Source organism: Shewanella sp. 125m-1, from assembly GCF_052977065.1.
Genome location: NZ_JBRILT010000003.1, coordinates 56,363 through 82,008 on the forward strand (window position 1 = coordinate 56,363; position 25,646 = coordinate 82,008).

General features: G+C 44.1%; 25 protein-coding genes. 7 read left to right on the forward strand and 18 right to left on the reverse strand.

Annotated features, from left to right (window positions below):
• The first annotated feature begins 127 nt into the window (after positions 1-127).
• Positions 128-661 carry a dihydrofolate reductase family protein gene (locus tag ACVBIK_RS02390; protein WP_447162926.1) on the forward strand — a complete coding sequence of 178 codons (534 nt, stop codon included), beginning with the start codon at positions 128-130 and terminating at the stop codon, positions 659-661.
• Between the two features lie 175 nt (positions 662-836).
• On the opposite strand, the gene torR is transcribed toward ACVBIK_RS02390, so the two are convergent.
• The 4 genes from torR to ACVBIK_RS02410 form a co-directional block, all read right to left on the reverse strand.
• The gene (torR, locus tag ACVBIK_RS02395; protein WP_447159531.1) at positions 837-1,547 is read right to left on the reverse strand and encodes a two-component system response regulator TorR; all 711 of its coding nucleotides are present in this window, start codon (positions 1,545-1,547) and stop codon (positions 837-839) included.
• A gap of 212 nt (positions 1,548-1,759) precedes the next feature.
• The gene (locus ACVBIK_RS02400; RefSeq protein WP_447159530.1) at positions 1,760-2,497 is read right to left on the reverse strand and encodes a TorF family putative porin; all 738 of its coding nucleotides are present in this window, start codon (positions 2,495-2,497) and stop codon (positions 1,760-1,762) included.
• A 198-nt stretch (positions 2,498-2,695) separates the two neighbouring features.
• The gene (locus ACVBIK_RS02405; protein WP_447159529.1) at positions 2,696-3,520 is read right to left on the reverse strand and encodes an ion transporter; all 825 of its coding nucleotides are present in this window, start codon (positions 3,518-3,520) and stop codon (positions 2,696-2,698) included.
• A 173-nt stretch (positions 3,521-3,693) separates the two neighbouring features.
• Positions 3,694-3,990, reverse strand: a complete 297-nt coding sequence (locus ACVBIK_RS02410) for a winged helix-turn-helix domain-containing protein (protein WP_447159528.1) — start codon at positions 3,988-3,990, stop codon at positions 3,694-3,696.
• 185 nt (positions 3,991-4,175) lie between these two features.
• Here ACVBIK_RS02410 and ACVBIK_RS02415 point away from each other — a divergent pair, with 185 nt between their 5' ends.
• From ACVBIK_RS02415 to ACVBIK_RS02425, 3 genes are read left to right on the forward strand one after another with little or no spacing between them, the layout of a single operon-like run.
• On the forward strand, positions 4,176-5,045 hold the full coding sequence (locus tag ACVBIK_RS02415; protein ID WP_447159527.1) for a PH domain-containing protein: 870 nt from the start codon (positions 4,176-4,178) through the stop codon (positions 5,043-5,045).
• Entirely contained in the window at positions 5,035-6,555 is a 1,521-nt protein-coding gene (locus tag ACVBIK_RS02420; RefSeq protein ID WP_447169005.1) for a PH domain-containing protein, read from the forward strand. The genes ACVBIK_RS02415 and ACVBIK_RS02420 overlap by 11 nt, the downstream gene beginning before the upstream one ends.
• A 2-nt stretch (positions 6,556-6,557) precedes the next feature.
• Positions 6,558-7,136, forward strand: coding sequence for a DUF924 family protein (locus ACVBIK_RS02425; RefSeq protein WP_447159525.1), 579 nt, complete (start codon positions 6,558-6,560; stop codon positions 7,134-7,136).
• Positions 7,137-7,337: 201 nt separating this feature from the next.
• On the opposite strand, the gene ACVBIK_RS02430 is transcribed toward ACVBIK_RS02425, so the two are convergent.
• From ACVBIK_RS02430 to ACVBIK_RS02440, 3 genes are all read right to left on the reverse strand, one after another.
• A complete protein-coding gene (locus tag ACVBIK_RS02430) occupies positions 7,338-7,781 on the reverse strand; it encodes a universal stress protein (RefSeq protein ID WP_447159524.1) in 444 nt (147 codons plus the stop codon).
• Positions 7,782-7,968: 187 nt separating this feature from the next.
• Entirely contained in the window at positions 7,969-8,400 is a 432-nt protein-coding gene (locus tag ACVBIK_RS02435; RefSeq protein ID WP_447169006.1) for a universal stress protein, read from the reverse strand.
• 127 nt (positions 8,401-8,527) lie between these two features.
• On the reverse strand, positions 8,528-8,908 hold the full coding sequence (locus ACVBIK_RS02440; RefSeq protein WP_447159522.1) for an STAS/SEC14 domain-containing protein: 381 nt from the start codon (positions 8,906-8,908) through the stop codon (positions 8,528-8,530).
• A 181-nt stretch (positions 8,909-9,089) separates the two neighbouring features.
• Between ACVBIK_RS02440 and ACVBIK_RS02445 the strand changes: the two genes are divergently transcribed.
• Together ACVBIK_RS02445 and ACVBIK_RS02450 are read left to right on the forward strand one after the other, a co-directional pair.
• On the forward strand, positions 9,090-10,517 hold the full coding sequence (locus ACVBIK_RS02445) for a coniferyl aldehyde dehydrogenase (RefSeq protein WP_447169007.1): 1,428 nt from the start codon (positions 9,090-9,092) through the stop codon (positions 10,515-10,517).
• 97 nt (positions 10,518-10,614) lie between these two features.
• Positions 10,615-11,187 (forward strand): TetR family transcriptional regulator, encoded by a 573-nt coding sequence (locus tag ACVBIK_RS02450; protein WP_447162929.1) that lies wholly within the window; start codon positions 10,615-10,617, stop codon positions 11,185-11,187.
• A 58-nt stretch (positions 11,188-11,245) separates the two neighbouring features.
• On the opposite strand, the gene ACVBIK_RS02455 is transcribed toward ACVBIK_RS02450, so the two are convergent.
• From ACVBIK_RS02455 to ACVBIK_RS02505, 11 genes are all read right to left on the reverse strand, one after another.
• Positions 11,246-12,595 (reverse strand): sensor histidine kinase, encoded by a 1,350-nt coding sequence (locus ACVBIK_RS02455; protein ID WP_447169008.1) that lies wholly within the window; start codon positions 12,593-12,595, stop codon positions 11,246-11,248.
• Between the two features lie 56 nt (positions 12,596-12,651).
• Positions 12,652-14,127 (reverse strand): sigma-54-dependent transcriptional regulator, encoded by a 1,476-nt coding sequence (locus ACVBIK_RS02460; RefSeq protein WP_447169009.1) that lies wholly within the window; start codon positions 14,125-14,127, stop codon positions 12,652-12,654.
• 126 nt (positions 14,128-14,253) lie between these two features.
• Positions 14,254-15,465 carry an ABC transporter permease gene (locus ACVBIK_RS02465; RefSeq protein ID WP_447169010.1) on the reverse strand — a complete coding sequence of 404 codons (1,212 nt, stop codon included), beginning with the start codon at positions 15,463-15,465 and terminating at the stop codon, positions 14,254-14,256.
• Between the two features lie 26 nt (positions 15,466-15,491).
• Positions 15,492-16,793 carry an ABC transporter permease gene (locus tag ACVBIK_RS02470; protein ID WP_447169011.1) on the reverse strand — a complete coding sequence of 434 codons (1,302 nt, stop codon included), beginning with the start codon at positions 16,791-16,793 and terminating at the stop codon, positions 15,492-15,494.
• 21 nt (positions 16,794-16,814) lie between these two features.
• Positions 16,815-17,546, reverse strand: coding sequence for an ABC transporter ATP-binding protein (locus tag ACVBIK_RS02475; RefSeq protein WP_447169012.1), 732 nt, complete (start codon positions 17,544-17,546; stop codon positions 16,815-16,817).
• 52 nt (positions 17,547-17,598) lie between these two features.
• Positions 17,599-17,889, reverse strand: a complete 291-nt coding sequence (locus tag ACVBIK_RS02480) for a hypothetical protein (RefSeq protein ID WP_447169013.1) — start codon at positions 17,887-17,889, stop codon at positions 17,599-17,601.
• Between the two features lie 19 nt (positions 17,890-17,908).
• The gene (locus tag ACVBIK_RS02485; RefSeq protein WP_447159513.1) at positions 17,909-19,171 is read right to left on the reverse strand and encodes an efflux RND transporter periplasmic adaptor subunit; all 1,263 of its coding nucleotides are present in this window, start codon (positions 19,169-19,171) and stop codon (positions 17,909-17,911) included.
• Between the two features lie 617 nt (positions 19,172-19,788).
• Entirely contained in the window at positions 19,789-20,172 is a 384-nt protein-coding gene (locus ACVBIK_RS02490) for an MAPEG family protein (RefSeq protein WP_447159512.1), read from the reverse strand.
• Between the two features lie 329 nt (positions 20,173-20,501).
• Complete coding sequence (locus tag ACVBIK_RS02495) at positions 20,502-21,059, reverse strand: HdeD family acid-resistance protein (RefSeq protein ID WP_447166580.1); 558 nt, start codon at positions 21,057-21,059, stop codon at positions 20,502-20,504.
• Positions 21,060-21,519: 460 nt separating this feature from the next.
• Positions 21,520-22,344, reverse strand: coding sequence for a cobalamin-binding protein (locus ACVBIK_RS02500; protein ID WP_447169014.1), 825 nt, complete (start codon positions 22,342-22,344; stop codon positions 21,520-21,522).
• A gap of 223 nt (positions 22,345-22,567) precedes the next feature.
• Complete coding sequence (locus ACVBIK_RS02505) at positions 22,568-23,500, reverse strand: LysR family transcriptional regulator (RefSeq protein WP_447169015.1); 933 nt, start codon at positions 23,498-23,500, stop codon at positions 22,568-22,570.
• A 152-nt stretch (positions 23,501-23,652) separates the two neighbouring features.
• On the opposite strand from ACVBIK_RS02505, the gene ACVBIK_RS02510 reads away from it, so the two are divergent.
• Entirely contained in the window at positions 23,653-25,623 is a 1,971-nt protein-coding gene (locus ACVBIK_RS02510; RefSeq protein WP_447169016.1) for an alkyl sulfatase dimerization domain-containing protein, read from the forward strand.
• The last annotated feature ends 23 nt before the right edge of the window (positions 25,624-25,646 follow it).

Genomic DNA, 25,646 nt, shown 5'->3' on the forward strand with positions numbered 1-25,646 from the left:
ATGGGCGTATGGAGTTGATACCTGCAAGACTATAGACTATAGACTATAGACTATAGACTATGGACTACGGACTACGGACTACGGACTACGGCGAATTTTAAATGAGATGCTTAATTGAGAAGTTTATATGACTAATATCGTTTATATCGCAACCAGTCTTGATGGCTTTATTGCTGACAGAAATAACAAAATTGACTGGTTACATGATATCCCCAATCCCGATGGTTCAGACTTGGGTTTCAGCGACTTTATGACCGGAGTTGATGCACTGATAATGGGACGAAATACATTAGAGATCGTGCTCAGCTTTGGCATAGACTGGCCCTATACTAAGCCCGTTTTTGTATTAAGTCATACATTAACAGCATTACCCGATGCATTAGAGGGGAAGGTATTCTTAGTGAATGGCCCTCTTAACGAGGTGCTAAAGCAAGTTAAGGCTCAAGGCTATAACAACCTGTATATCGACGGCGGCAAGACCATTCAAAGCTTCTTACAGGAGGACTTGATTGATGAGCTCATCATCACCACGATCCCGATATTACTCGGCGAAGGTATTCCGCTTTTTGGCAAACTCGCATCACCGCTTAAATTTAAGCATGTAAAAGCAGAGCGCTTAGTCGACTGTCTAGTACAAAACAGCTATATAAGGCTGAGATAGCTGCCGCGTAGTTCTATAAAAAGGTAGGGCTAAACGTCACGATATTAGCGCTGAAATACCGTCTAGCGTTGACCTTTAGCTCCGCTTCTGCCCTAAAACCAGTGTAAGCCGAAAGTTCACCATTAATGGCGGTTCCAGGACAAAACCTTCAAATAACAAAATGCCTAATTAGGTATTAATCCTTCACTTTCGCGGCAAATAAGTAGCCTTCACCGTGGATGGTGACAAAGAGCTCAGCTGATAGCTTATTACGCAGTCGACGAATGATCACATCTATGGTTCTGTCGTTAACGTCTTGATCTCTGTGGCTAGTTTGTAGCATTAAACGCTCACGGGATAACACTTGCTGCGGGTGCAATGAAAAGGCGGTTAACAGTTCAAACTCGGCTTTAGTTAACTTAATTTGCTCACCGTTATGGGTCAATTGCCGGCTATTAAGCTCTAACACATAATCATTGAAGGCAATGATATTGTCATTGGGGTCATCTTGCTCTGCACTATCTGCAACCGCCTTTGCCACCAGTGACATGCGCCAGAGTAAGTTCTTTACCCTAACTAACAGTTCTCTTAGCTCGAAAGGTTTGGTGACGTAGTCATCTGCGCCCATCTCTAGGCCAACAATTTTGTCTATGGTTTCATCACGCCCAGTAACCAGAATGATCCCCACATGACTCTTGCTACGCAACTCACGCGCAAGGCTCAATCCATCAACACCGGGCAAATTAATATCAAGCATAACCAAGTCGATATGTTGGCGTTCAAACTCACGCCACATCTGGTCTCCATCTTGAGCTTCGAGCACTTCATAGCCCTCTTTCTCAAAATAACCTTTTAATCTAGCTCTAATGACAGCTTCATCATCGACAACTAGTACTCGGTAACCCATATATCACCTCAACCCTAAACCGCTTTTATCTATAAAAAGTGTCTGCTTAAACGCGGCACATAATATACACAAGTTAACACGTAAAGCGAGCCGTTGAGGTGGGAAGTCACAGATAGCCACAAGTTATAGCGACAAATAAGACACAAAAAAGCCAACTTAATTTAAGTTGGCTTTTAGCGAGTAGTGATTAATTCATCAAAATAGCAATGTCATTAGAAGCTTTTACTGACCCCAAACACGACACGGTCATCGAAGATTTCAGTTTGAGTACCATAAACTAAGTGAGAGTCACCAACTGAACTACCATGGTATCTAAGGTCGAAAGTTAAGCCTACATAGTTAGCTTCGACACCCAAGTTCCAGTGAGTCCAGCCCTCGGCGCCTTCACCATCAAGGTCTTGGTAACCGAGTGAACCTGATAACTTAACGCCATTATTGAAAGCATAGCTTGGGTGAACAGCATAGTTAACACCCTGCCAACCATCAACACCAAACCAATCGTCTAATGTCGGTGTGACTTCAAGCTGAACATTTGCCTGACCAAATTGCTTAGCAACACGCAGCCATAATTCGGTATAGTTTGAATAGGAAGCACCAGGATAAAGATATGAAAATACCATTACGTCATAAGTAAAGCCGCTATCTCCGAAGGCACCCGCTTTACCGATATATGGCGCAGTTACGATCTCAAGGTTTGGATCGGCAAACTTAATGTTTGACGCAAATGCACCTGCGTACCAGCCATCATCATTGCCCCAGCCCAAAGTCCCCTGTACTACAGGTACGTCGCCATCCATCGTTTCGGATTCACCACGGAATACATAGTCAGTTGCAAACTTAACATTACCGCTAATTTGACCACCGAAAAGTTCGTTGTCATCGGCGGCTACTGCTGAGCCCATACTCGCCATCGCTAGGCCACCAAGCATAATCGCATGTGTAAATTTCATAATCATCATCCCAACTGTTTTCGATCTAAGTTTTAATTTAAAGCTATTAATCACAGCTTTTAATTTACGATTTTATAATCTGAGCTTAGGTAAAAATCTTACTCTCAAGTTATTAATGACCTTGAGAGTAGATATGAACTAAAAAACCAACATTGTGAAAAAATATGAATAGTGCAATTTATCTAAACCCTGTTCAGTTTAGCTGGCCTTCTTCAACAATAACCCCTTTAGCTCCTCAATCTGCCCCTTAAGCTCTGCTACATCGGCAACACTCGCTGGCTTATCCATTGGATCTTGAGGCTCTTGCTCACCGCGCATCGCCGCGGTTTCTTGGGTCATGACATCCAGTACAGCACCCACCATCATATTTAAAAATACAAACGCCGTTAAAAAGATAAAACTTAAATAGTACACCCAGCTCAATGGATACACCGCCATCGTCTCATACATTATCGATGTCCATGATTCGAAGGTAGAGATCCTAAATAGCGTCAACATGGCAACGGACACATCTCCCCACAAGAAATCATTAATGTGAGCGAAGAACATGCTGCCTATAGCGCCGTATATATAGAAAATCACAAACATGAGCAAAGCGATATAGCCCATTCGGGGGATGGCTTTAAGCAAGGCGTTCACCAGCATTCGTAGCTCGGGGATCATCGAGACTAAACGCAACACCCTGAAAATACGTAATAGGCGCGCTAACAATATCGCCGAACCACCAGCTGGAATAAGGCTTCCGATAACAATAATGGTGTCGAAGAGGTTCCAGCCATTGCTAAAAAATCGCTTCGGCCCGTCACTGGCAAGAAAGCGAATAATAAGCTCTATAGCAAAAAACACCGTGATACCGATATCGAGCACCACGAGGCTACTCTCCATCCAACTCGGTAAGTGGTAGGTATGTGCGCCAATCGACAGAGCAGAAACCACAATAACGAAGATAATGAAGCCTTGAAAAAACTTACTGTTATCAATTTTTTTGAGTTTTGACTGTAAGCCAGAAACATTCGCAAGCACGCTGTGCTCCTATTTAAAATGGGATTAAAAAGGCAATAAAACTGCTCTAGACCACGCAAGCAAACGCTACGCTAGCCAAAGGATCGCGCAGTGTAATGAGCAAGGCTTAATTTTGTGTTAAATCAAAGGCAGAAAAACGAGATTAGGGAGCGAGAAAGCTCCCTCTGGCTGGATTAGTTAAGTTGAGCTTCGATTTCGGATAAATGCTCCACCACCCATTCACGGTTAATGGCGCCCCAATGGTTAATTTGGTAAAAACCGGCATTATTGCGCTCCCCCTCTTGCACAAACTCACACTCAATCGCGAGATCAGCCAAAGCAACAATAGCGTCTTGCAATGTGCGACGCGGCATTTCGGTGAGCTTATGCAAAGACAGTAAGTTATGTCTTTCACTGTCGATCAGATAGGCAATATATAGCTTTCGTAGCAAAGCCTTTTGCTGCTTAGATGCGGTAAAGTTGAGACTCATAAGGTTCTTATTATTAAGGGCATTGCCGATAAAGTACGTCATTGACAATAAATAACAAGTCGCAAACAGCTCGCACTGGCAAGTAAATCACAATATGTTGCTAAATATGTCTCGCTGTAGCAACAACCTCTGCCATGCTGATATAGTCGATGAAAGGTAAAAAGCGATAACGTTAACGGTGACACATGAATAGTGACACGGACAGTAAACTAGGGCATGAAGTGACTCCTGAACAAAAAGCAGCAATAAAACATCAATCTCACCCCTCAAACCTTGCAGACATGAAGCAGACGAGTATTGCGCTGGAAGATATTGATAATCCTAGCTCAGTGCCTATAGCTGCAAAAGCGCCCACGTCAGAGCCTATCATTACAATCAATCGTAATAGCCATACCCCGATACCAGAAAGTGACTGGCTAAGCTTCGATCAAGTACCACTCGACCCCGTCGATGCCAAGCACTACACCCAAGTGAATATCGAAAGCCTGATATTTAGCTGCTTATTACTGGTTGCCGCATCATTGATAATTATTATTCCCGGTGATTTCTACCTCACAAAAATCCTTGGAGTTAGCACCACAGCATTATTAATCATTAGCCTAGGGAGCTATCTACGCTATCAACATGCCAAGTCCCTTGCTTATGCTGTTTGTGACCACGAACTGATTATGCAGCAAGGCTTTTGGTGGGTTAAACGCACCTCGCTACCCTATTCTAGATTGCAGCACGTTAGCGTGTCTCACGGGCCGCTTGAGCGCCACTTTAACCTCGCCACAATTAAATGTTTCAGTGCTGGTAGCGGCTCAGCAGAAATAGAACTGCCAGGCATAGAGCAGCAAACCGCTGAACGTCTGCGCCAACATTTGTTAGCCCAGGCCGCTAAAGCGAACCAAAAGGCCGCAGCAGAGACTAAATTACAGCAACCTGAGCCAGACCAAGCACAAGCAAGCCAAACGAAAAGTTCACTATTGGCCGCTGATACAACAAGTGCGGCTAAAGAAGAGTCATACGAGAAGAACATGGCAGCTCAGCAAGGCCATAGCGATGACACATAAATTCTCTCAATGGTCGTCGCTTTCAGCCTGGTCAATCATCAGCTTTACCTTGCTCGCCATAAAGCAATTACTCAGCAGTGGTTATGCCATCATCCCTGTCGTTTATACCGGGTGGCAAAAAGGCTTTAGCAGCCATTGGGTTATCATTGCCATTGCAGGGATTATTAGTGCCATCTTTATTTTTAGTGTGCTGCAATGGCTCAAGTTTCGCTTTAAAGTGACTGTCGACAAGCTCATCATCAGGCATGGCATTGTCTTTAAAAAAGCGGACGAGCTACCATTTGCTAAAATCCAAAATGTACGCTTAGAGCAGCCGTTATATTTTCGCCCTGTAGGGCTCTACCGCATTATTGTTGAAACCGCAGGCTCTAAAAATAATGAAGCGGAGCTGTCAGCCCTTGATTATAAAGATGCCCTCGCCCTTAAAAAACAGTTAATGGCTGAGCATGATGCCCATGGACCTCAAAGCGAAATCGCTCAGGTTAACGACCCATCACAAAGCCAACACAAATCTAACCAGGTTAATACGCTTAGCTGTAAAAGCTTAAAACAGCTACTGCTATTTGGATTTTATCAAAATAATGCTATTTGGTTAGCGGTCATTTTAGGCCCTATTTTTGGCCAACTTGACTGGGAGTCAATGGAAAACCTACAGCAAGTTCAGCTGTTTTTAGCTTGGTATGACAGCAATATTGCCAGCCATACTTTGCTACAAATCTTGTTTGCTTGTCTCGCTTTAGTTCTGTTTTACCTGCTATTTTCGATCCTATCGATTACTTCAGCTGTGCTGAAATACTTTCCTTACAAACTCAGCCGTAGCGGCAATACTTTGCACCGTACTGGCGGTATTATTGCTAAACAAAATGATGCTCTGGCAATTAAGCGCATCCAGGTCATTAAATTCTACCAACCGCTAGTCGGCAGGCTCCTTAAGTTATGGACAGTGTATTTTAAACAAGTCCAGGGACATGAAATTGAAAAGCAAGGCAGCAGCAATATGCTTGTCCCTAGTATGTCAGTTAAAAATATTGCTAATTTATTACCACAGCTTAACGGCATCGAAGCCACCTCGCTGCAGCTACCTAATCGCTATCAAGGGATCCACTTAGGTTGGTTTTGGCGTCGAGGTTTATTACCATTATTAGTCCCCGCTATTAACACTTACTTTTTAGGCTTAAACCTCTTTACCGATATTTTATGGCTTGCAGCTGGATTATTCAGCCTTGGTATTTATCTTAAGTACCGTCAGTATGGTTATCTACTTAAAGATAATAACCTTTGGTTTCACTCAGGTTTACTCGGCCATAGTTGGCAACTCATTGCACTTAGCAAAGTGCAGCATGTTGCAATTTCTCAATCGCCAAATCAAAAACGCAGTGGTTTAGCAAACCTTGAAATTGGCCTTGCGAGTGGTACAGTAAAACTGCCTTATATTTCAATCACAGTGGCGCGAGACATTGCAGAGCGATCACTTGCGCTGATTAATAACGATCATCGAAATTGGATATAGCCATGAACACACCTGTACCAGCAAAGATACCAGCTCATTCCATGACACCTGACATGATTATTCATTTCTGGTTTGAAGAGATTGAACCTAAGCAGTGGTGGATAAAAGACCTAGAGTTTGATGCCTTAATTGAGCAGCGATATGCAGACTTATTAGCCGCTGCCATGCAAGGAGAGCTATATCATTGGCGCACCACACCTGAGGGACGATTGGCTGAAATCATCGTCTTAGATCAGTTCTCTCGCAACATCTACCGCGGCACCCCACAGTCTTTTGCAGCCGATCCTATTGCGCTGGTGCTTGCTCAAGAAGCGGTAGCACTTAAAATCGACTCCGAACTTAAGGGCAAACAGGTGCCTTTTTTGTTTATGCCCTATATGCACAGCGAATCATCAGTCATACATGAGGTTGCCTTAAGGTTATTTGGCCGAGAAGCCGCTCAGGGCAATTTAGATTTCGAAATTAAACATAAAGCAATTATCGACCAATTTGGTCGCTACCCGCACAGAAACGCAATTTTAAAGCGTGAATCCACCGCTGAGGAAATCGCCTTTTTACAGCAGCCAGGTTCAAGCTTTTAGCTCTGCATGTTTATGCAGCCCGCTAGACGCCAGCGTAAACTTAGGCTTAGTTATAGGCTTAGTCATAGCCTTAAGCTTAGCTGCACAATAAAGCCGCCTCTGGTCATTACCCGAGGCGGCTTTATTTGCCAATAGGCTTCGATCGTCAGATCTGAGCCCAAATAGTCAGTGTGAGGCTAAATGAAGCTTGTTAAGTTAAGCTTACTTCACCACCAGCACTGGGCACTTAGCTTTATTGGCTAACCCTTCTGCGATATTAGGGCTTAATAAGTGCGAAATTCCCTTACGGCCATGGCTGGCGATAACGATCATACCCACCTCGCCCACTTCAGCCTCCTCAAGCAGCTCTTCTAAGGTATCACCTTTACGCATTACGGTTTTCACGGTTAGACCATGGTTTAATTCCGCTTGGATCTGCAGCTGTAACTTCTCAAGATTTTCACGTGCTGCAACCTCTATCTGCTTTTCTAACTTCTCTGCTGATTCAACTGCAATGCCGTAATAATGTTCACTAAAAGGCTCACTCATTACATGTACCAGTCGTAAACTCACACCATATAGGTTTGCCATCTCAATCGCATAACGTTGTGCATGAGATGCCGTTAGGGAAAAATCCGTCGGACATAAAATTTGTCGGGTACGCATAACCTCTCCTCAATCAAACCTTAACGAGCTTGATTGCTTTAATCATCAAAGGCTCACTGCATTAGAGCAACAGTAAACAATTTACAGAAAGCGACTTTCTGTTAGCTTCAAACAACTAGCATGCGCTAACAACCTATGTTTCTAACAACTTATGCTTCTAACGGTTAGCGCGATATCTTATCGCATGCTATTTCACTACCAATACCGGGCACAGAGCACGGTTAGCCACAGCTTCTGAAACGTTAGAATGTAAAAAATGCGACAGTCCGGTGCGGCCATGACTGGCAATGACTATCATTCCAGATTCCGAGCCCTCGGCCTCTTTAAGGATCTGCTCAGCGGCGCTGCCGTGACGAATAACCGACTCAACTGAAAGCTCACTATTGAGCTCGGTTAATAACTGTTTCATATTCTCAGCAGCGTTGTCTTCCATACTCTGTGTGAGCTCTTCAGGCGTGACGGTAAGAATTTGATAATTATCAACCCCCATTGGCTGCTCAATGACATGCACGATACGTAGACCCACATGATATAGATTCGCCATTTCTATCGCATACTTTAGTGCATGAGAAGCAGTGTCTGAAAAATCCGTTGGACATAAGATTTGACGACTACGCATAATTATTTCCTCCAAACATTATTCGCTTGCTATCGCCATGATAAATACTGCGTTATGGCAAAGACTTAATACTATTATTTTATGTAATCACGAAAACGTAACGTAACGCTATTTCCTCACATTAAGGTTAGTCATTAAGCCACTCACGCGCCTCTTTTTTACGCTCAAAGAACTTAGCATCGCCAGGAGTAAACCAATCCGCAATTTTTGCCATCCAATGCTGGACGCGCCCCTCACCGACAATCGCTATCTTCTTAAACGCTTTGCCATGAGCAATGCCGACCTTTAGATCATCCCATGCGGCGCGTAACTCCCAACCATCCAGTTCAGAGATATCTGCAAGCAGATTGATTTCTGGGGCTTCAACACCTGCAATCGCAGATTCAAGCATAGGAACCATGTATTCATAATCTTCATGGGTTAGCTTACCAACAGCAACAAACGTCATGTAAAACGTGTTACCACTGCGCTCAATTCCAACTGATACACCATGTCTATCTTGACTCATTTGATGATCCTTTTTTATGAATAATGTTTGCTTTTACTTACCTCAATTCTAGAACTCTCACGATGATTAAATTTGATCTCGGTCACGATTTAAACTGATATTTGCTCTTTAAACAAAACTTCATTATCATTAGACCGACTAATCAGTCGGTTACTTTAAAGCCACCTCTGGAGCTCAGCTAATGAATTTGCATATCGATAATAAGACTGCTCAACCACTCTCACAGATGCTAATCAAACAGCGTAGCTGCTATGTAAATCAACCCGCACCAAGCTATGACGCCAGAGTTGAACATCTCAAAAGCCTTAAAGCCGCCATACTTAACTATCAAGACCAACTCGTAGAAGCCCTAAACCGCGACTACGGCAACCGCTCAATAGATGACAGCATGATCTCTGACATCATGCCTTGTATTAACAACATTAATTACAGCCTAAAACATCTTAAGAAGTGGATGAAGCCTAGCTCTCGTCACGCGGGTTTATTATTAGCGCCAGCTAAAATCAAAGTTCATTACCAGCCATTAGGGGTCGTTGGTATTATCGTGCCATGGAACTTCCCCATCATGCTCTCTGTAGGGCCGCTGATAACTGCGCTGGCAGCGGGTAACCGCGCGATGATTAAATTGTCTGAGTTTACCCCTGAAACCAACCAAGTCATTAAGACTATGCTCAGCAGTATCTTTGATGACACTCACGTGGTGTGTGTTGAAGGGGAAGCCGAGGTCGCGGCAGAATTTTCAGCACTACCCTTCGACCACATACTGTTTACCGGCTCAACCACTGTTGGTCGCCATGTGATGCGCGCCGCAGCTGACAACCTCACCCCGGTGACCCTTGAACTGGGTGGTAAGTCTCCGGTTATTGTTGCTGATGATATCGACATGGATATCGCCGTTGAACGTATGATCTATGGCAAATGTTTGAATGCTGGGCAAATTTGTGTCGCTCCAGATTATGTTCTAGTACCACGTAACAAGGTGGATAGTTTTATCCAAGCTTATAAGAATAAGTTCACTCGCATGTACGGCAAAGTCAGCGACAATAAAGATTATGGCAGTGTGATCAATCAACGCCAATTCGAGCGTATTATGCATGTACTCGAAGATGCTAAAGCCAAAGGCGCTACGATTATTAGCGCGAACGATGAAGCCATTAATACTGATAAGCGTAAGGTGCCAACTCAACTTATCCAAAACAGTTCAGATGATATGTTGTTGCTACAAGAAGAGATTTTTGGCCCACTATTACCCGTGATCCCATACGACAACCTAGAAGAGGCTATCGCTTATATCAATCAGCGCCCTCGCCCACTGGCCTTGTACCTGATGAGCTTTAATAAAGACACCCAGCAACGGGTTCTGGCAAACACTCACTCTGGTGGCGTCTGTATTAACGAAACCGTTTTTCACGTAGCAGCTGATGATGCACCTTTTGGTGGTATCGGCCCATCGGGTATGGGGCATTATCACGGTAAAGAAGGCTTCTTAACCCTAAGCCATGCAAAAACAGTACTTAGCCGCGGAAAATACCTCAATACAGGTAAACTGGTGCATCCGCCTTACGGTGGCATTATTCAACGCATCCTGATGAAATTTTTCTTACGTTAAGCTTTTATTTTATAGACTTACGTTTATTAAGCATAAAGCTTACAAGCTTTAACCTTGTAAGCTTTGCTCTTCACTGTTGCAGTAGGTAACCCATTTAATGAGTCGTATCGACAAGAAACAAGCCATATTGAACACAGCGCTGACGCTGTTTGTCAGCCAAGGGGTTTATGCAACGTCGACCGCTTCCATAGCCAAGCAAGCCGGCGTTGCCACTGGCACCCTATTTCATCATTTTGCTTCAAAAGAGGAGCTAATGAATCACCTGTTCCTGTCTATCAAGCAGGAGTTTGCCGATGCTATTCAGTCACAAATAAGTCAAACGGGTGATTTGAAATCCGATACTCAGCACCTGTGGCAAGTTGCCATAAATTGGGCGATGAACAACCCATTAAAACAAGAGTTTTTCCAGCAATACTCTATGTCTCCGTCGATTTCATCAGAGGTTAGACTGCAGGCCATGCACAGTATTTTGGGCTTTATGGGTGAGCTCATTGAGCAGGGGCAAAAAATAGGTGTGCTAGCACATTATCCACTACCCTTGATGTTAGAGAGTTGCCATGGCCAATATATTGCTGCCACGCGCTACTTTCTAGATAATCCACAAGCATGGCAAGACGGGCCACATAAGCAGGCAAGCTTTGCAATGTTTTGGAATGCGATGAAAGCCTAAGGGCTGTTATTCTTGCAAGCTTAATTCTTGTTCGAATTTAATCGTTTTAGTGCAAGGCTTAAGCGTTAGGTAGCCACAAGCTCACACATAAGCCTTTATCGTCACGATTATGTAGGCTTATTCGTCCATCATGGGCTTCAATAATTTCTCTACATAATGGCAGCCCTAACCCCGTGCCAGACTGCTTGGTTGAGTAAAAAGGCAGCAATGCTTGCCTTAATACATCAGCCGACATCCCCGAGCCAGCATCCTTAACTTCGATGCATAACTCTTGATTGGGATCGGATGCGCTCGACTCTTTGATCTCTAGGGTAATCTTATCAATATCAGAACCCGACTCATGGGCATTTTTAAGCAGGTTTAGTAGTACCTGCTCCATCTGGATCAGGTCAACATTAACGGGTCTTTTAGGAAATTCACCGTGTAACTCAAACTGGTAATGCTGCTTAAGTTGCTCAGTTAAAGTGTGCCAATCGACGCATGTTTTGTTCGGTAATGATAATTTAGCAAATCGAGCGTAGTTAAATATAAACTGGCTCAGGTGGCTGGTTCTATCTTCAATGGTATCGAAGATCTGCTTTAACTTAGGGTCGTTGAGATCTTTGGTGATCATACGGCCAGAGTTGACCATAGAAGCAATGGGAGCAACCGAATTATTCAACTCATGACTGATAATACGGATCACTTTTTTCCATACCGCCACTTCTTGGCGATTAAGCTCTCGGGTCATCTGCTTTAATAGTATTAAGTGATGAAACTGACCGTTAAGCAAAAACTGTCCACGAGATAGGTGCCATGTCTCAACATCACTATTTTCAGTGTCACTACTCAGTGAAAACAACCCATCTTTCGGATTGTTTAGCGCGCTAACGAGTTCCTGAGAGGCCCCTTGTAACAAACTCTCTAAGCTCATCCCTTCGATATGTAAACCATTATGAAACAAGTGCCTTGCCGCATCATTTGCGTAAATAATCCGCTGTTGGTCATCGAGCAGTAACATCACATTAGGCGAGCTTTGTATGACCTTATCGAGTAGCAGTTCACGTTGATAGATATACTGCCGCTCTTTACGCAATGTCTGAGCAGACTCATTAAACAGGCTTGATAATGCCTTTAATTGACGATCACCACTCACCGGAATGCTCACGCTGAAGTCGTTATCTTTAAAGTTAAGTAAGCCAACTTCAAGTGCCATTAAGCTTGTTGCCAGACTACGAGTACCGATATAACTTATCGCCACCGTCAACAATATCGCTAAAGTAAATAACAACATATACAGCCAAGAGTCTGCCGCAATCGCCTGCTGTACCTCAGTTGATGCAAACCATAGTAAGCCAGTAAATGCCAACAACAGCCCCGCAGCGCACGCTAATACGGCACTGCCTATCAGCTTCCCCCTTAATGACACTGTGATAAATTAACTCCTAATTGTTGTTCATGATGTTCGCTGGTTATTTGCCGGCGCTATTTATCAATCTGGTATTTTTGCATACGTCGGTACAAGGCTTGACGGCTTAACCCTAAAGACTTAGCCACCCTTGCAATAACGCCATTGTGTTGCTCAAGTGCAGCCTCGATACCAGCTTTCTCATCTATAACTTGTGTTGTTGCAGATGCGCTGGTATTAGCTTGTTCGGTTATCTGGCTGTAATGATGGATCTGGCTTTGGCTATCGCTTTGACTGCTAGTGCTCATGTTAGCCTTACTGTGGCTGTGGCTGTGGCTTAGCGATTGTGCGTCACAATCAATTGGTTTAGTCTGTCCTAATGCACTCTCTACACCAAAATCTGCTACAGACAATTGAGCACATTTAGCTAAGATTACGGCTCGCTTACAGGCATTTTCAAGTTCACGTACATTTCCCGGCCAATGATGAGCCTGCAACACTTGCTGTGTTTGTCGCGACAAGCTGAAATCGGCACCAACAAAATGTTTAACCAATGGCAGCACATCATCTTTTCGGTCATTAAGTGCAGGCAGCGCTAACTCAATCACATTGAGGCGATAGAACAGATCTTCTCGAAAGCGCCCCGCTTGAATATCCTCAACCAAATCAGCATTAGTCGCACTTATCACCCGCACATTCACTTTACGAGTCTGATGGCTGCCTAGGCGCTCAAACTCACCGGTTTGCAGCACCCGCAGTAATTTAACTTGGCCAGAAAGTGGCAAGTTACCTATTTCATCTAAAAATAAGGTGCCACCATCTGCCGCTTCAAAGCGACCAATCCTTGCTTTTATTGCCCCAGTAAACGCCCCCGCCTCAGCGCCAAACAGTTCGGCTTCAAGTAGATCCATTGGCAGCGCACCAATATTGACCTTAATAAACGGCTTATGCTTTAAAGGAGAATTAGCATGAATAATATCGGCAAGCTTGTCTTTACCTGCGCCATTAGGGCCGGTGATTAATACTGATACATCGGATTTAGCTATCTGTAGTGCCAAATCAACACAACGCTGCATCGCACCACTATTAAAAATAATGCCGCATAAATCGGCATCTTTAATCGCGACCATACGTTGATTTTCAACACGGCTTAGCTGCGCATTTTCTTTAGACAATCGATGCAATGAAATAAGGTTATTAATACTGGTTAATAGCTTCGCATCATCCCAAGGTTTACCCATGTAATCAGCCGAGCCTTCTTTGACTAGCTCGACAGCGAGTTCAAGTTGGGTCCAAGCGGTCAGTAATATAATGGGAAGCTCAGGCTGCAGTTGCCTAAAAGCATAAAATAGACTCTTGCCCTCCTCACCAGAGGTCGTGTCTTGAGTGAAGTTCATGTCTTGCACAACTAGCACGACATCGTGCAACTGCACTAATTCAAGTGCGACTTCAGGTGATAAGCAGGTCAGCGTTCGATAACCGTTAAGCTCTAACATTAAAGACAGCGCATTACACACGGCTTGGTTATCGTCGACAATTAGGATGGTATCCATAAACTCTTTATTATTTATTCTTTTAGAGGGCTAGCTATAAAACTAACTGAAAGCCAAACAGAGTTAAAGCAAAGCTCACATTTGGCTAACAATTAGTTAGCCTTTCTTGGTGTTAGCAGTAGTGGATTACACGCTTCGCGTCGCAATCGCAGGGGAAATCTTTGCGGCTTTTTGAGCCGGTAAGATCACTGCAATGGTGGTCAACACAAGCAGACCCGCCACTGTCACTATCGGATAAATAAGCTCTAGCTTAGGTAAACTATAAAGGCTCATTAACTGCTGACCGAGCTGCACCGCAATTAAGCCGCCAATCAGTCCCCCCGCGAGACACAATAGATAGTTCTCTACTAAGAAGAAGCTGATAATATCTCGCTTTTTAGCCCCTAATGCTCGTCTTGTACCAATCTGCTTAGTACGGCGCTCAATATTAAACATCACCATGCCAGCGAGTCCTAAAGAGGTGATAAGCAGCAGTAATACCACCATCATTGACAGTACCGTGGCCATCAATTCATGGTTGCGATACACCTTCTCTCGGTGCTCACTAATTAACGTAAACCCTCGCACCACTCGATTAGGATGCTCTTTATGTAATGCGGCCGGGATCGTTTCTTTGAGTCTGACTAACGTGCCCTCTTCGGCTCTAACCAGAAACTTAGTAAACGATGAAGCGAGCTCCACATTAACAATCACACTGTTATTAAAGTTTGAGTGGTTTACCCAGGCTCCTTGCAGACGCTCAACAACACCAATCACCGTCATCGGGCTTTCCCCTACATTCCCGCGGTACATCACCTGCCCAAGTGCTGACTCATCTCCCCAAGATTTTTTCGCAAACTCAGCCGACACTATCGCCAAATTGCCTAGCTCAGGGCCACCACTTCTTACCTCATCAGGGTAAAAGTTACGCCCTTCGATAAGCTTAATGCCAAGGGTTTCGAGCATATGCTCATCACCATAATAGATAGCCGCACTGGGCGTGTCTTTACGGTTCTCTTCGCTGCTGCCTAGCGAAAAACTCGATGACCAGCCGCCGCCACTAAGTGGCGTCATGCTGGTAGACGTCGCTGATTTTACGCCATCTAATTGACGAATAATCTCGATATCGCGAGGGTTTTGTTTAAGCGGCTCGATACTCGAATCGAAATTATAAATACTGAAATCGAATACTTCAGACTCGGCAATCCCTGACTCACGGCTCATCAAGCCAATACGCTCACTAATAATAAAACTGGCATTGGCCACTATCGCAACCGATAACACAATCTGAATAAGCAGTAATAAAGGCCCGCTTTTATTACGTATCAACATGCTTAATATGGGTTTAATTTGCAACATCGTAAGCTCCTTTCTCACTCTGTAAATCATTGACTCTTTAAGTAGACACTTGGGTTGGTGCTGCAGATGCGCCACGCGGGATAAATCCCGGCTACAATGGTTGCGCTCACAGCAATAATCGGCGCAATAAACCACATGCTTTGATCCAGCTGAGCCAGCGATGCCTCAAGCTCAAACTTAGATGATAAGAAATGCAGTGCAGTCCAAGCCCAAAGTAGCCCTAAGGCGCCACCACAAAAACCAATTAAGCCCACTTCGACTATGTGTTGAGAGAAGATCTGCATACGACTGGCACCAATGGCACGTCTCACCCCAACTTCAGGGGCACGCTTTAAAAACTTAGCCAGTAACAGCCCAAGCATATTGACCAAACAGACAATCAAAAACAGTGCACTTAACCCCACCAAAATCTTATTATCTTCTGGAACCACCTTGTTGACGTTCAGCCAAGTTTCAACATCAGAGATCTCACCTCTGGCATCGGGGCGCTCAAAACGGCCGAGCTGCTTTTGTTGCTCAACATAGGCAGACAGCCACTGCAGATACTCTTGCTGCAATGCGGGAGTATCAAGCTCTACCCAGTACTGCAGCCAGTGCATTTCTGAATTAAGCCTATCGCTATAACTCTGGATATTTTCATGACGCCAGCTGTTGTTATTCCCCCAGCTTTCAAACTCTTCAATAGGCGCTAAAGAAAACGGCACATAGATCTGCTCAGAATCATTAAAGGCGCCATTATTAATGTCATAATACTTTGGATTTGGGTTCCAGTTTTCAATCACCCCCACCACTTGATATGGCTTACGATTGAGTAGTAAAGTTTTACCAACACTGTTTCCCCCACCGAAGGCTTTTTGATTAACCTCTTGGTTAATCACCACCTTGTAGCCACCTTCACTATCGACCTGCTTATCCCACACACCGCCATAAATAAATGGCACATCAAACAGTTCAAAGAAATCACCGTCGGTTACACGAACCCCTTCAAGCATCGGCGAGAAATTCTCATCATCAGTCTGCACAGCAAGACCGGTGCGAAACATCGCGGCTTGGCGAACGGGTACTCCACTCTCTCTTAAGTTGAAGCCATCTTGATAGGTAATTTGCTCGTTGATCTCTTCCCAGGTATCAATATTTTGACTCATCAAGCGCACCGAAAACAGCTGTGATGAACGCTCGCCAGCCGGATTAACTGAGGCCATTTTATAGATATTCAACGTAGTGATAGTGATACCAATACCAATAGAGATGGCGAGGACCATCAGCAAAGATAAAAATGGCGTCTTCTTGATACTGCGCCAAGCTAAATCAAGGTAATAAAAAAACATCATGCTCTCCTTAGCCGTTGATTAAGCAACCGATGCCGCATCGGCGATAGACTGTACTTTTTGATCAGACGAACCAGCTTGATACATAGTGAAATCGCACACTTGTCCGTCGACAATCTGAATATTACGTTGCGCTCGACGCGCAAGCTCAGCATCGTGAGTCACCATGATAATAGTGGTACCCGCCTTATTAATATCTTCTAGCAGCTCCATCACTTGGCGGGCCATTAGGCTGTCTAAGTTACCCGTTGGCTCATCCGCTAACAGAAAGCGCGGCTCGCCTGCCAAGGCTCTGGCTATTGCCACTCGCTGCTGCTGACCACCTGAAAGTTGTGTTGGTAGGTGCTTCATTCGCGCTGCTAGCCCGACTTGTTCAAGCGCACGTTCCACACGAATTTTACGTTCTTTGGCGTTAAAACCACGGTAACGCAGTGGCACCTCAACATTCTCGGCGAGGTTTAGATCAGAGATAAGATTAAATCCCTGAAAGATAAAGCCGATTTTCTCATTACGGATAGCCGCACTCTTGTTATCACTTAAATTTGAGATATTCACCCCATCGAGAAAATAGTCACCATGGGTAAAGCCTTCGAGTAAGCCGGCAATGTTCAAAAAAGTGGTTTTTCCTGAACCCGACGGTCCCGTGACCGCAACAAATTCGCCCTCATTAACCTCTAAGTTAAAGTCTCGTAGTGCGTGAGTTTCAACTAAATCCGTTTTAAATACTTTGCTAATATTGTTCATCGATAACATGGTTATATTCCTTTAATTCTGTTTATCAAATCTATCTGAAATCTGTTCAAACCTACTGAGTCAGCCCTGTAATGATACTTTCGAGCACCCTCGTCACTATCTGCTGCACAAACTCCGTATCACCGACGGTTACATCTACTGTGACATCTGATACATCGCTTAAATTCAATGGGTTATCACAGCCCATTTCAATCAAATTCAAACCAATAAACATCCAGTCACCCGCTCTATCCGTAGAGACTTGTACCGCGACGACCAGTAACATTAATACCGCTGCGGTAATGGCTTGCTGCAGATTCATTTGCTTAACTCTGTTCACTATTGTGTTTATTACCTGATTCATTGCCTGCTTCCTTATTCGACTAGCGGACCAATACTTGCGCGGCTTGATTAAACGGCTCAACGCTTGAGGTCACCCAAATATCGCCAACCTGCCCGCCTTGAATCACTTCAATATGACTCATGCTACGTGCACCCAATTGGATCGGGGTTTGCTCGGCTATATCATCATGCATCACATACACTTGCTGCCCGCCACCGCTATTAACAAACGCTCCGCGCTTGACCATCAATACATCAGGACGATGCTCAAGTAGCACTCTTGCTGATAAACGTTGGTTTTGACGCAATTGTAAATTATCGTTTTGCTCAAATCGTACTCTTGCCGTCACCTCACGGTTACGCACTTCAGGAGAGATAGAAGACAGCTCGCCCATTACCGTCACAGAGCCAAAGCTCAGCTCGACTGCCATACCTATACCCAGTTCGTCAGCATAAGACTCTGGCACCGCAAGCTCAGCTTCAAAAGCACTTAAATCAACGACAGTAAGAATGGGTTGGCTCTGACCAATACGCGCTTTTTGCTCTGTCAGCCAGTTACCAATAATGCCGCCAACGGGCGCTGTGATATCAAGCGCTACAACTTGACGTTCAAGCTCCTTAACCACCAAAGCTTGACGGTCCACCTCTAGTGACGTGTTCTTAAGCTCGAAAGTTAACGTGTCTTTCATTAATTGAGCTTCTTGACCCGCATGAGCAAACAGCAGCTTGGCCTTATGCAGATCATCTTTACTCTTTTCAAAATCGATTCTACTGATCAACTTTGACTCAATTAGCTGGTCGCCACGGCGGCTTTCGCGATCAGCAGCCGCTAAATCGACTTTGGCCATATCTAAAGTTTGCTGCGCTTTTAGTTGTTGACGACGAGCCTCTAGACGAGCGCGCTCTAGTGAGCTTTGCATTCCCTCAAGTACAGCTTGCTGCTGCTTTAAACTGTTAGTGAGTCTATGGCTCTCAATAGTTGCGACTACCTCACCTTGAACAACCTTGTCACCGGGCTTGGCGATTAACGTCACTGAACCTTGCTCAGGGCTATACAGAACAGGAGCATTAGCAGCAACAATCTTGCCCGTGGTGGGAATATCACGAACCAGAGTGCCACGTTCCAATGTAGCAAAACGCAGTTCAGAGCGTTTAATCGATGTAGCAACTGAGTCGCTACCCATGCTCGACCAAACCAGACCTGAAACAAGTAATGCCGCAATACCAAACATCAACGGACGCTTAAATTTACTGGCCTTGCTTGGCTGCTTAATCGTGTCTTGTCCGCTGGTATCCTGAATCATCTGCTTTCCCTAAAGTGTCCGTTCTAGCATTCATCGCTTTCGATAGGTCTATTAATACAATCTGCGTGCCATAAACAATAAAGCACTAATAAACATAATCTTAATCTATTTTCAGATGCAAATAGCCGCACAAGTGTCCGCGGACACAGATTAAAAGTGTCCGCTTTGCAGAATGAGGTGTCCGATACGAGGAAAGTGTCCGAAATGGGTAAAGCTGAGACGGTATAAGTAAAGATGAAGCAAGCTAAGACGCTAAAGAGTAGGAAAGTGCTGAGTCGGTTAACAGCCAAATAGAGCAAAGACGAGCGGTCATAGATGTAATAGCTCTGACCTGACGAACAAGCTACAGCCATACCGTCTCAGCTTAAAAATAAGGACCTAGCTCCTAGGACGCTTCGCTACGAGGACGGGCTTCGCCCTACTAGGAAAAGCTCAAGCCCGACCTACAACAAACACTGCTTTTCTTGCTCTTCCTAGGACCTGGTACCTTTCTTTGCCTATTCGTAAGCGGAGCGTTCTGTAGTGACGCAGGCACGTTCACTAAGCCGTAGGCCGTTCGGCTCTTACCGTCTTAGCTCTTCCTACGACCTGCTTTTCCTAGGGCCTAGAACCTTCTTTTAAACCGCCTGCCAAAACACGGTGAACGAGGCAAAAACAGCGACAAACCAAGATAACGATCGCAGTGTACCTTTATCCATAAGGTACAAAACTTGATAAGTTATACGTGCGATGACATGCACGATAGCCGCGGTTTCAGCGATAGTATTCACTTTATCCGTGGCGATCACCGCCAGTACGGCTAATCCAAAAATCAGTAGAGATTCAAAGGCATTTTGATGCCCTGCAACCGCTCTAGCGCCAAAACCTGTGAGTTTAGATTGTTGTTCGCGCGGGTGACTATTGTCGTACCCCCCCAGTTTAGCCATTGCCACCGCAACAGGACCTTTTGCTGCATAAGGTAGCAACATAGCGATAAATAGGCAGATGAGTAGCGTCGTCATAATTGAAGTCCTTTCTTATTGTTTTATTTATCTGTCATGTTTTTATTAGTTAATACTAATCATATCGTTAGTACGATTGGTATAACACTACCGCATAATAAAAGAAGGTTCTAGAAAAGCGGGAAAAGCAACAGCTACGGGACAGCGAAGATGCTTTTGTAGGTCGGCATTTATGCCGTCATTTTTACCGAAGAGTGAGTTACATTTAAGATGGCACAAGCCAAAGAAAGAAGTACTACAAGCTTAGCTTGTGTCTCTTTTACTATAGGCATAATGCAGGCACAGCTAGCAGATATCTAGCAGTGCCAACACTATGTTGATTTAGAGGATTATTTAGCGACCACATTTTTCATCTGCATACCGATGAAGATAAAACTAATCCCTTCAAAGATGAATGAAACCCCCATAAAGATCCCTAATAGAGATAGTGAAAATTCAGGGTTATTCATTAGAGTAAAAAAGTAAACGGCAATAGCCGTGGATAACAATCCACTGAAAACAATCCAACGCCATCCCTCTAAGTTGCCACGACTATTGAAGCCAAAAAACATCCTAGTCACCCCGTTAAACAGCATGATAACAATCATCATGACCGTAATAGTAAACAGACCTACAAAGGGTTCAGCCAGGATGAGTATGCCACCAATAAGATAAAAAAGAGCACTAACGACATACCAAAACTTGGCTTTCCATTTTGGAATACTTAAGGTGTGGTATAGCTGCACTAAACCAATAACTAAAAAGATTACGCCAATAATGGTGGTAATCGTCATTCCTGCAGCTACTGGTAGGCTTATGGCAAAAAAGCCGGCAAGGGTAACAACGACGCCAACCATGATAAACCATTTCCAGCCTTTAGTGAGCATGGTATTTACTGGGTTTTCCATATTATTTCCTTTAATAATCAAGTAATTAATTTGCAGTTGAATATTGAGCATTAAGGGTTGAGTTAAGAGTTTATCTTCTGTTGGGATAGCTTACTCAATAACCAATTACAAAAATGTGAATTGGCGATACAACCTCAAGTATCGGTCATCAATAAAAATATGACTAGCGGTAAGGTGATTATTTATTGGTGTAATCTAGCACTTAGTGAGATTTTATAGGTTTTTAACTCGGGATATACATCCACTATTAGCGATATACACCCAGATAAGCTGATATGGTAAAGTTCGACACAAAAAACAAATGTGACCCATATCACAAACAACCCAAAAACATGACGTTAGCTATGCTCACCAAGCTTATATTTTTCATATCAATATAAGCTTGAATGCCGTTAGCGGATGACTTAATAGCCTACGCAAGCCTGATTCGGCTGGCTTGCGAGTTTTGAATCACTGACTTTTATCGCGCCTTATCTAACGCATTGCATAGGGCTTCTACACCAAGTAGCGCTCTTGGTGCGGCGCGGTGCAGTAAGTCTGCATTGAGCTGGTAAATATGTTGATTTTTAACCGCGGGGATCTCGGCCCATTGACTCCAATCGACACCGACAATGTTGCCTTCATCTTGGCTTTGTAAGATCACTTCAGGCTGTTTTAGCACTACGGTTTCTAGACTAACTTGTGGGTAGTCGTTGGCGGCATCAACAAATACGTTATCACCGTGGCATACACCGATGATCTGTTGGATCCAGCTATTCTTAGCCACTGTCATTAATGGTGTCGACCAGAGTTGATAAAACACTTTCACTTCAGGCTTGGCAGAGTTATTACTGCGCAGCTGGGTTAACTGCTGACGATAGTCATTGGCAACTGTTGCAGCTTTTGCTTGATGCCCCGTTAGCTCACCAAGAGAGACAAGCTCGTCGGCCACCGCTTCGAGTGTACTCGGGTTACTATCAAACACCCGAAAACCCAGCTCTTTGATACGCGTTATATCTTCAGCTTTATTGCCACTGCCCCATACCACCACCAAGTCAGGCTCTAGCTCCAACAGCCGCTCAATTTGAACACCATAATAGCCACCAATGCGCGGGATTTGCAGCGCGGCCTCTGGAAAATCGGCATGGTCTGTAGTCGCCACAATGGACTCCCCAGCCCCTATCGCATACAGCATCTCAACCGAATGCGGCGACAGTGCGACAATACGTTTAGCAGGTTCGCCCGCAAGCACTGAGGCCGAGATAAATAGGCTAGTCGCCAATAACAATTTACATAAGATGTTCATAAAATCCTTTTTAGATTAAGTACCGCTTACAGCCGTATTTCACAGCATTTAAACTTATAGCTAAGTCATATCCATCAAACGCCGGAATCTATAACTCATAGACTCACAACTGTTGACGGAATGGCAAAGTACCGAGCATGCTCCCACAACTAGATTAGCAAAGTGAACCTATTTACTTAAAAGAGCCTTCACTCCGCCAAATAAAAAAAACACAATCAACAACTTAACTAGAGAAGTTTTCATGGAGATAATTTGTAATCTTATTAGATAGCGTCACCAGCTCTTCACGCAACCAAGTGTGGGCAGGATCCTGATTGAGTTTTTTCAACCATATAAGATAGTTAGTGACTTTTTTATATTCGAAAGGTGGGCGAAATATCTGCAGCTTTAACTGTTCTTTAAACTGCAGCGCTAAAGAAAGCGGAACTGCGCTGATGTATTCAGACTGACTAACAACTAATAAATTACTGAATAGTGACCGTCCATGATAAGCGACCTTGCGCTTAGACAAATCAAGGTTTGTATAGTGGCTCAAACTATAGAGGTGGTTACGGGTTCTTTCCAAAATAGCATGGGACTCCTGCATGTACTGCTCCACAGTAATACTCCCTTGAATTCTAGGGTGGTCCTCACTGCATATCACCACGAACTCACTATCAAACAGTTTTAAGCTCTCAATATTGGGGTGATCAAACGGCAAAATATCAATCATCAAGTCGAATTTTTGCTGTAACAACACTTCGTAAAACCCTTCGTCATTATCCATTTGATCAAAGACTTCTAGCGATATTCCTTTATTTTCAATTAACGAAAACTGCTTTAACAATACCCCTTGTAAATGTTCTGGGGCAGTGATGACAAATCGGCGGTGAGAACTGGATGGATCGAATTTTCTAAAAGAAGTGAAAACACCACTAAGTTGATTTATTGGCTGTTGAATTTGTTGATATAAGCTGATTGAGTAGCTCGTCGGCACCACTCCACGCCCTTTCCTGATAAAAAGATCTTGGCCAATCTCTTCCTTCAGCCTGCCTAACATGGTGCTCACCGTCGATTGGTTGGTGTTTAGGTTTTCTGCCGCTTTACTCAAACTGCCATCTTCCATGACCTGAGAAAATACCGCTAGCAAATTGAAGTTAGGAATATCGTTTTTCATATGCAGTCCAAGATCTCGAGTTTAATAAGGTGTTGCCCAATACATCGTAATATCGATATTACGAAATCGTAATAGCCTATATATCGAAGACTACTACCCAATTAACATTAAGTAAAAGAGATTCACATCAATTCAAAACACTGAGGTATTACATGACTTCTTCACTGAAAAAACTTTTACTTTCTGTCGCGATAAGTGCAGCTTTAGTTCCTGCATCGGCATCATTTGCAACACCAACGATTGAAGCAGCATCAACTAAAGGCCAATCACTGCAAACAAGCTCAGCGGCACATTATCAGAACATTGATTTCGAAAAACGCTATAACAATGGCGTGTTGTTTGAACATGAATCAAACCTATTCTGGGGTAAAGGCGAGCGCATCAAAGTGCTTTCAAAAACAGGCGACACACTGGCTTACGTGCAAGACTCTCCACTTGTTCATGACGCACTGACAAAGCATGGCCGTAAGATGGACCAAGCTATTATCCAAGTAGATGATAACGTATACCTAGGTTACGGTTTTGGCCTTGATACGCCAGTTATGATTGAGGGTGATGATGGTATTATCATCGTCGATCCCGGTGAGTCAGTACAAATGGCAGCATCTGTTAAAGCGCAGTTTAGAAAAATCACCGACAAACCTGTCAAAGCCATTATCTACTCTCATAATCACATTGACCATATTTCTGGCGTTCGTGCATGGGTCACCGACGAAGAAGTGGCATCTGGTGAGGTAAAAATCATTGCCCAGGAAGGATTGACTGCAGCCGTGGCTAACTGGTCATCTAACCTAGGTACGCTATTTGGCCACCGCACATCTTACACCGGCGCAAAACATGTGAAAGAAGGTGAGCATGGTACCGTGAACGATGGTTTAGGGCCTCGTTTCATGCAAGGAGATATCTCTTTCATCGAGCCAAACATCACCCTTAAAGATCGGTTAGACATCACCATTGCAGGCGTGGAACTACAAATCGTCAATGTGCCTTCAGAGACAAAAGATGAGGTGGTTGTTTACCTACCTAAGCAAAAAATTCTTCACGCTGCTGAAGTATTACAAGGTGAGAACTTTCCAAACTTACACACTATTCGTGGTACTAAGTTCCGCGACCCTGCAATGTGGTTCAAAGGCATAGATGTTATGCGTCAGTTTGATACCGAAGTGATGATCAACTCTCACGGCCGACCAGTAGAAGGTAAGGCTGCGGTCGAAAACGTATTAACCGCATACCGTGACGCCATTCAGTTTACCCATGACCAATCTATTCGTTACATGAATAAAGGCATGACACCTGATGAGTTAGTTGAAGTTGTAAAGCTGCCTAAGCATTTAGCTGAGCACCCTTGGTTAGGCGAGCACTATGGCACCGTTGCTCACGCAGTACGCCAGATTTACGTTGGCTATGTGGGTTTCTTTGAAGCAGACCCGTGGCAGCTAGAGCCTATGGCATACCAGCAACGCGCCAAGGCTTTTGTTGAGATCATGGGTGGCAGAGACAACATCATCACAACCGCAAAAACTGCAATCGATGCCGAAAACTACACCTTTGCAGCAGAAATCTTGTCGTATCCCATCACCATCAATAAGCAAGATACTGAAGCACGCGAATTGAAAGCTAAAGCCTATAAAACATGGGCTGCAAATCAAGTAAACATCAACTGGCGTAACTGGGCACTTAATGCCGCGGCAGAGTTAGAGGGCACACGTGACTTTTCTAACATAATCAGCTTCGCTTCGGTCGATGTATTAACCGCGCTGCCTAGCGAGCAGATTTTCGACATGATGACCGCAACATTGATAGCAGAGAAAACTCTCGATGTTGAAATGGCGATGACCTACAACTTTGCCGACACCAATGAGTCAATGACTATCGAGATCCGTAACGGCATAGCCCAACTACATACAACGCCTTATACCGGTGCAGATGTGCAGATTGAAACCACTCGCGAAGTGTTAAACCAAATCCTGATTGCAGGCCCTAAGTCACAGCAGGTTATTGGTAAAAACTTAACCTCCGGCAAATTCAACTTTGCTAACGGTGACATACAAGCCTTTGGGTTGTTTATGAGCTACTTCGACAAACCGATGACGCCCGATGAGTTAAAACTAATCGTTCGATAATACGTTAACCCGAGGGGCGACTC

Bases quoted from the DNA above. Each gene is read 5' to 3' on its own strand.
- ACVBIK_RS02475 (WP_447169012.1), bottom strand. From the start codon at position 17,546: ATGTTATCGATGAACAATATTAGCAAAGTATTTAAAACGGATTTAGTT.
- torR (WP_447159531.1), bottom strand. From the start codon at position 1,547: ATGGGTTACCGAGTACTAGTTGTCGATGATGAAGCTGTCATTAGAGCT.
- ACVBIK_RS02430 (WP_447159524.1), bottom strand. From the start codon at position 7,781: ATGCGTACCCGACAAATTTTATGTCCGACGGATTTTTCCCTAACGGCA.
- ACVBIK_RS02495 (WP_447166580.1), bottom strand. From the start codon at position 21,059: ATGGAAAACCCAGTAAATACCATGCTCACTAAAGGCTGGAAATGGTTT.
- ACVBIK_RS02500 (WP_447169014.1), bottom strand. From the start codon at position 22,344: ATGAACATCTTATGTAAATTGTTATTGGCGACTAGCCTATTTATCTCG.
- ACVBIK_RS02400 (WP_447159530.1), bottom strand. From the start codon at position 2,497: ATGAAATTTACACATGCGATTATGCTTGGTGGCCTAGCGATGGCGAGT.
- ACVBIK_RS02420 (WP_447169005.1), top strand. From the start codon at position 5,035: ATGACACATAAATTCTCTCAATGGTCGTCGCTTTCAGCCTGGTCAATC.
- ACVBIK_RS02415 (WP_447159527.1), top strand. From the start codon at position 4,176: ATGAATAGTGACACGGACAGTAAACTAGGGCATGAAGTGACTCCTGAA.
- ACVBIK_RS02465 (WP_447169010.1), bottom strand. From the start codon at position 15,465: ATGTTGCAAATTAAACCCATATTAAGCATGTTGATACGTAATAAAAGC.
- ACVBIK_RS02435 (WP_447169006.1), bottom strand. From the start codon at position 8,400: ATGCGTAGTCGTCAAATCTTATGTCCAACGGATTTTTCAGACACTGCT.
- ACVBIK_RS02440 (WP_447159522.1), bottom strand. From the start codon at position 8,908: ATGAGTCAAGATAGACATGGTGTATCAGTTGGAATTGAGCGCAGTGGT.
- ACVBIK_RS02425 (WP_447159525.1), top strand. From the start codon at position 6,558: ATGAACACACCTGTACCAGCAAAGATACCAGCTCATTCCATGACACCT.
- ACVBIK_RS02470 (WP_447169011.1), bottom strand. From the start codon at position 16,793: ATGTTTTTTTATTACCTTGATTTAGCTTGGCGCAGTATCAAGAAGACG.
- ACVBIK_RS02460 (WP_447169009.1), bottom strand. From the start codon at position 14,127: ATGGATACCATCCTAATTGTCGACGATAACCAAGCCGTGTGTAATGCG.
- ACVBIK_RS02410 (WP_447159528.1), bottom strand. From the start codon at position 3,990: ATGAGTCTCAACTTTACCGCATCTAAGCAGCAAAAGGCTTTGCTACGA.
- ACVBIK_RS02490 (WP_447159512.1), bottom strand. From the start codon at position 20,172: ATGACGACGCTACTCATCTGCCTATTTATCGCTATGTTGCTACCTTAT.
- ACVBIK_RS02480 (WP_447169013.1), bottom strand. From the start codon at position 17,889: ATGAATCAGGTAATAAACACAATAGTGAACAGAGTTAAGCAAATGAAT.
- ACVBIK_RS02450 (WP_447162929.1), top strand. From the start codon at position 10,615: ATGAGTCGTATCGACAAGAAACAAGCCATATTGAACACAGCGCTGACG.
- ACVBIK_RS02485 (WP_447159513.1), bottom strand. From the start codon at position 19,171: ATGATTCAGGATACCAGCGGACAAGACACGATTAAGCAGCCAAGCAAG.
- ACVBIK_RS02505 (WP_447169015.1), bottom strand. From the start codon at position 23,500: ATGAAAAACGATATTCCTAACTTCAATTTGCTAGCGGTATTTTCTCAG.
- ACVBIK_RS02510 (WP_447169016.1), top strand. From the start codon at position 23,653: ATGACTTCTTCACTGAAAAAACTTTTACTTTCTGTCGCGATAAGTGCA.
- ACVBIK_RS02445 (WP_447169007.1), top strand. From the start codon at position 9,090: ATGAATTTGCATATCGATAATAAGACTGCTCAACCACTCTCACAGATG.
- ACVBIK_RS02390 (WP_447162926.1), top strand. From the start codon at position 128: ATGACTAATATCGTTTATATCGCAACCAGTCTTGATGGCTTTATTGCT.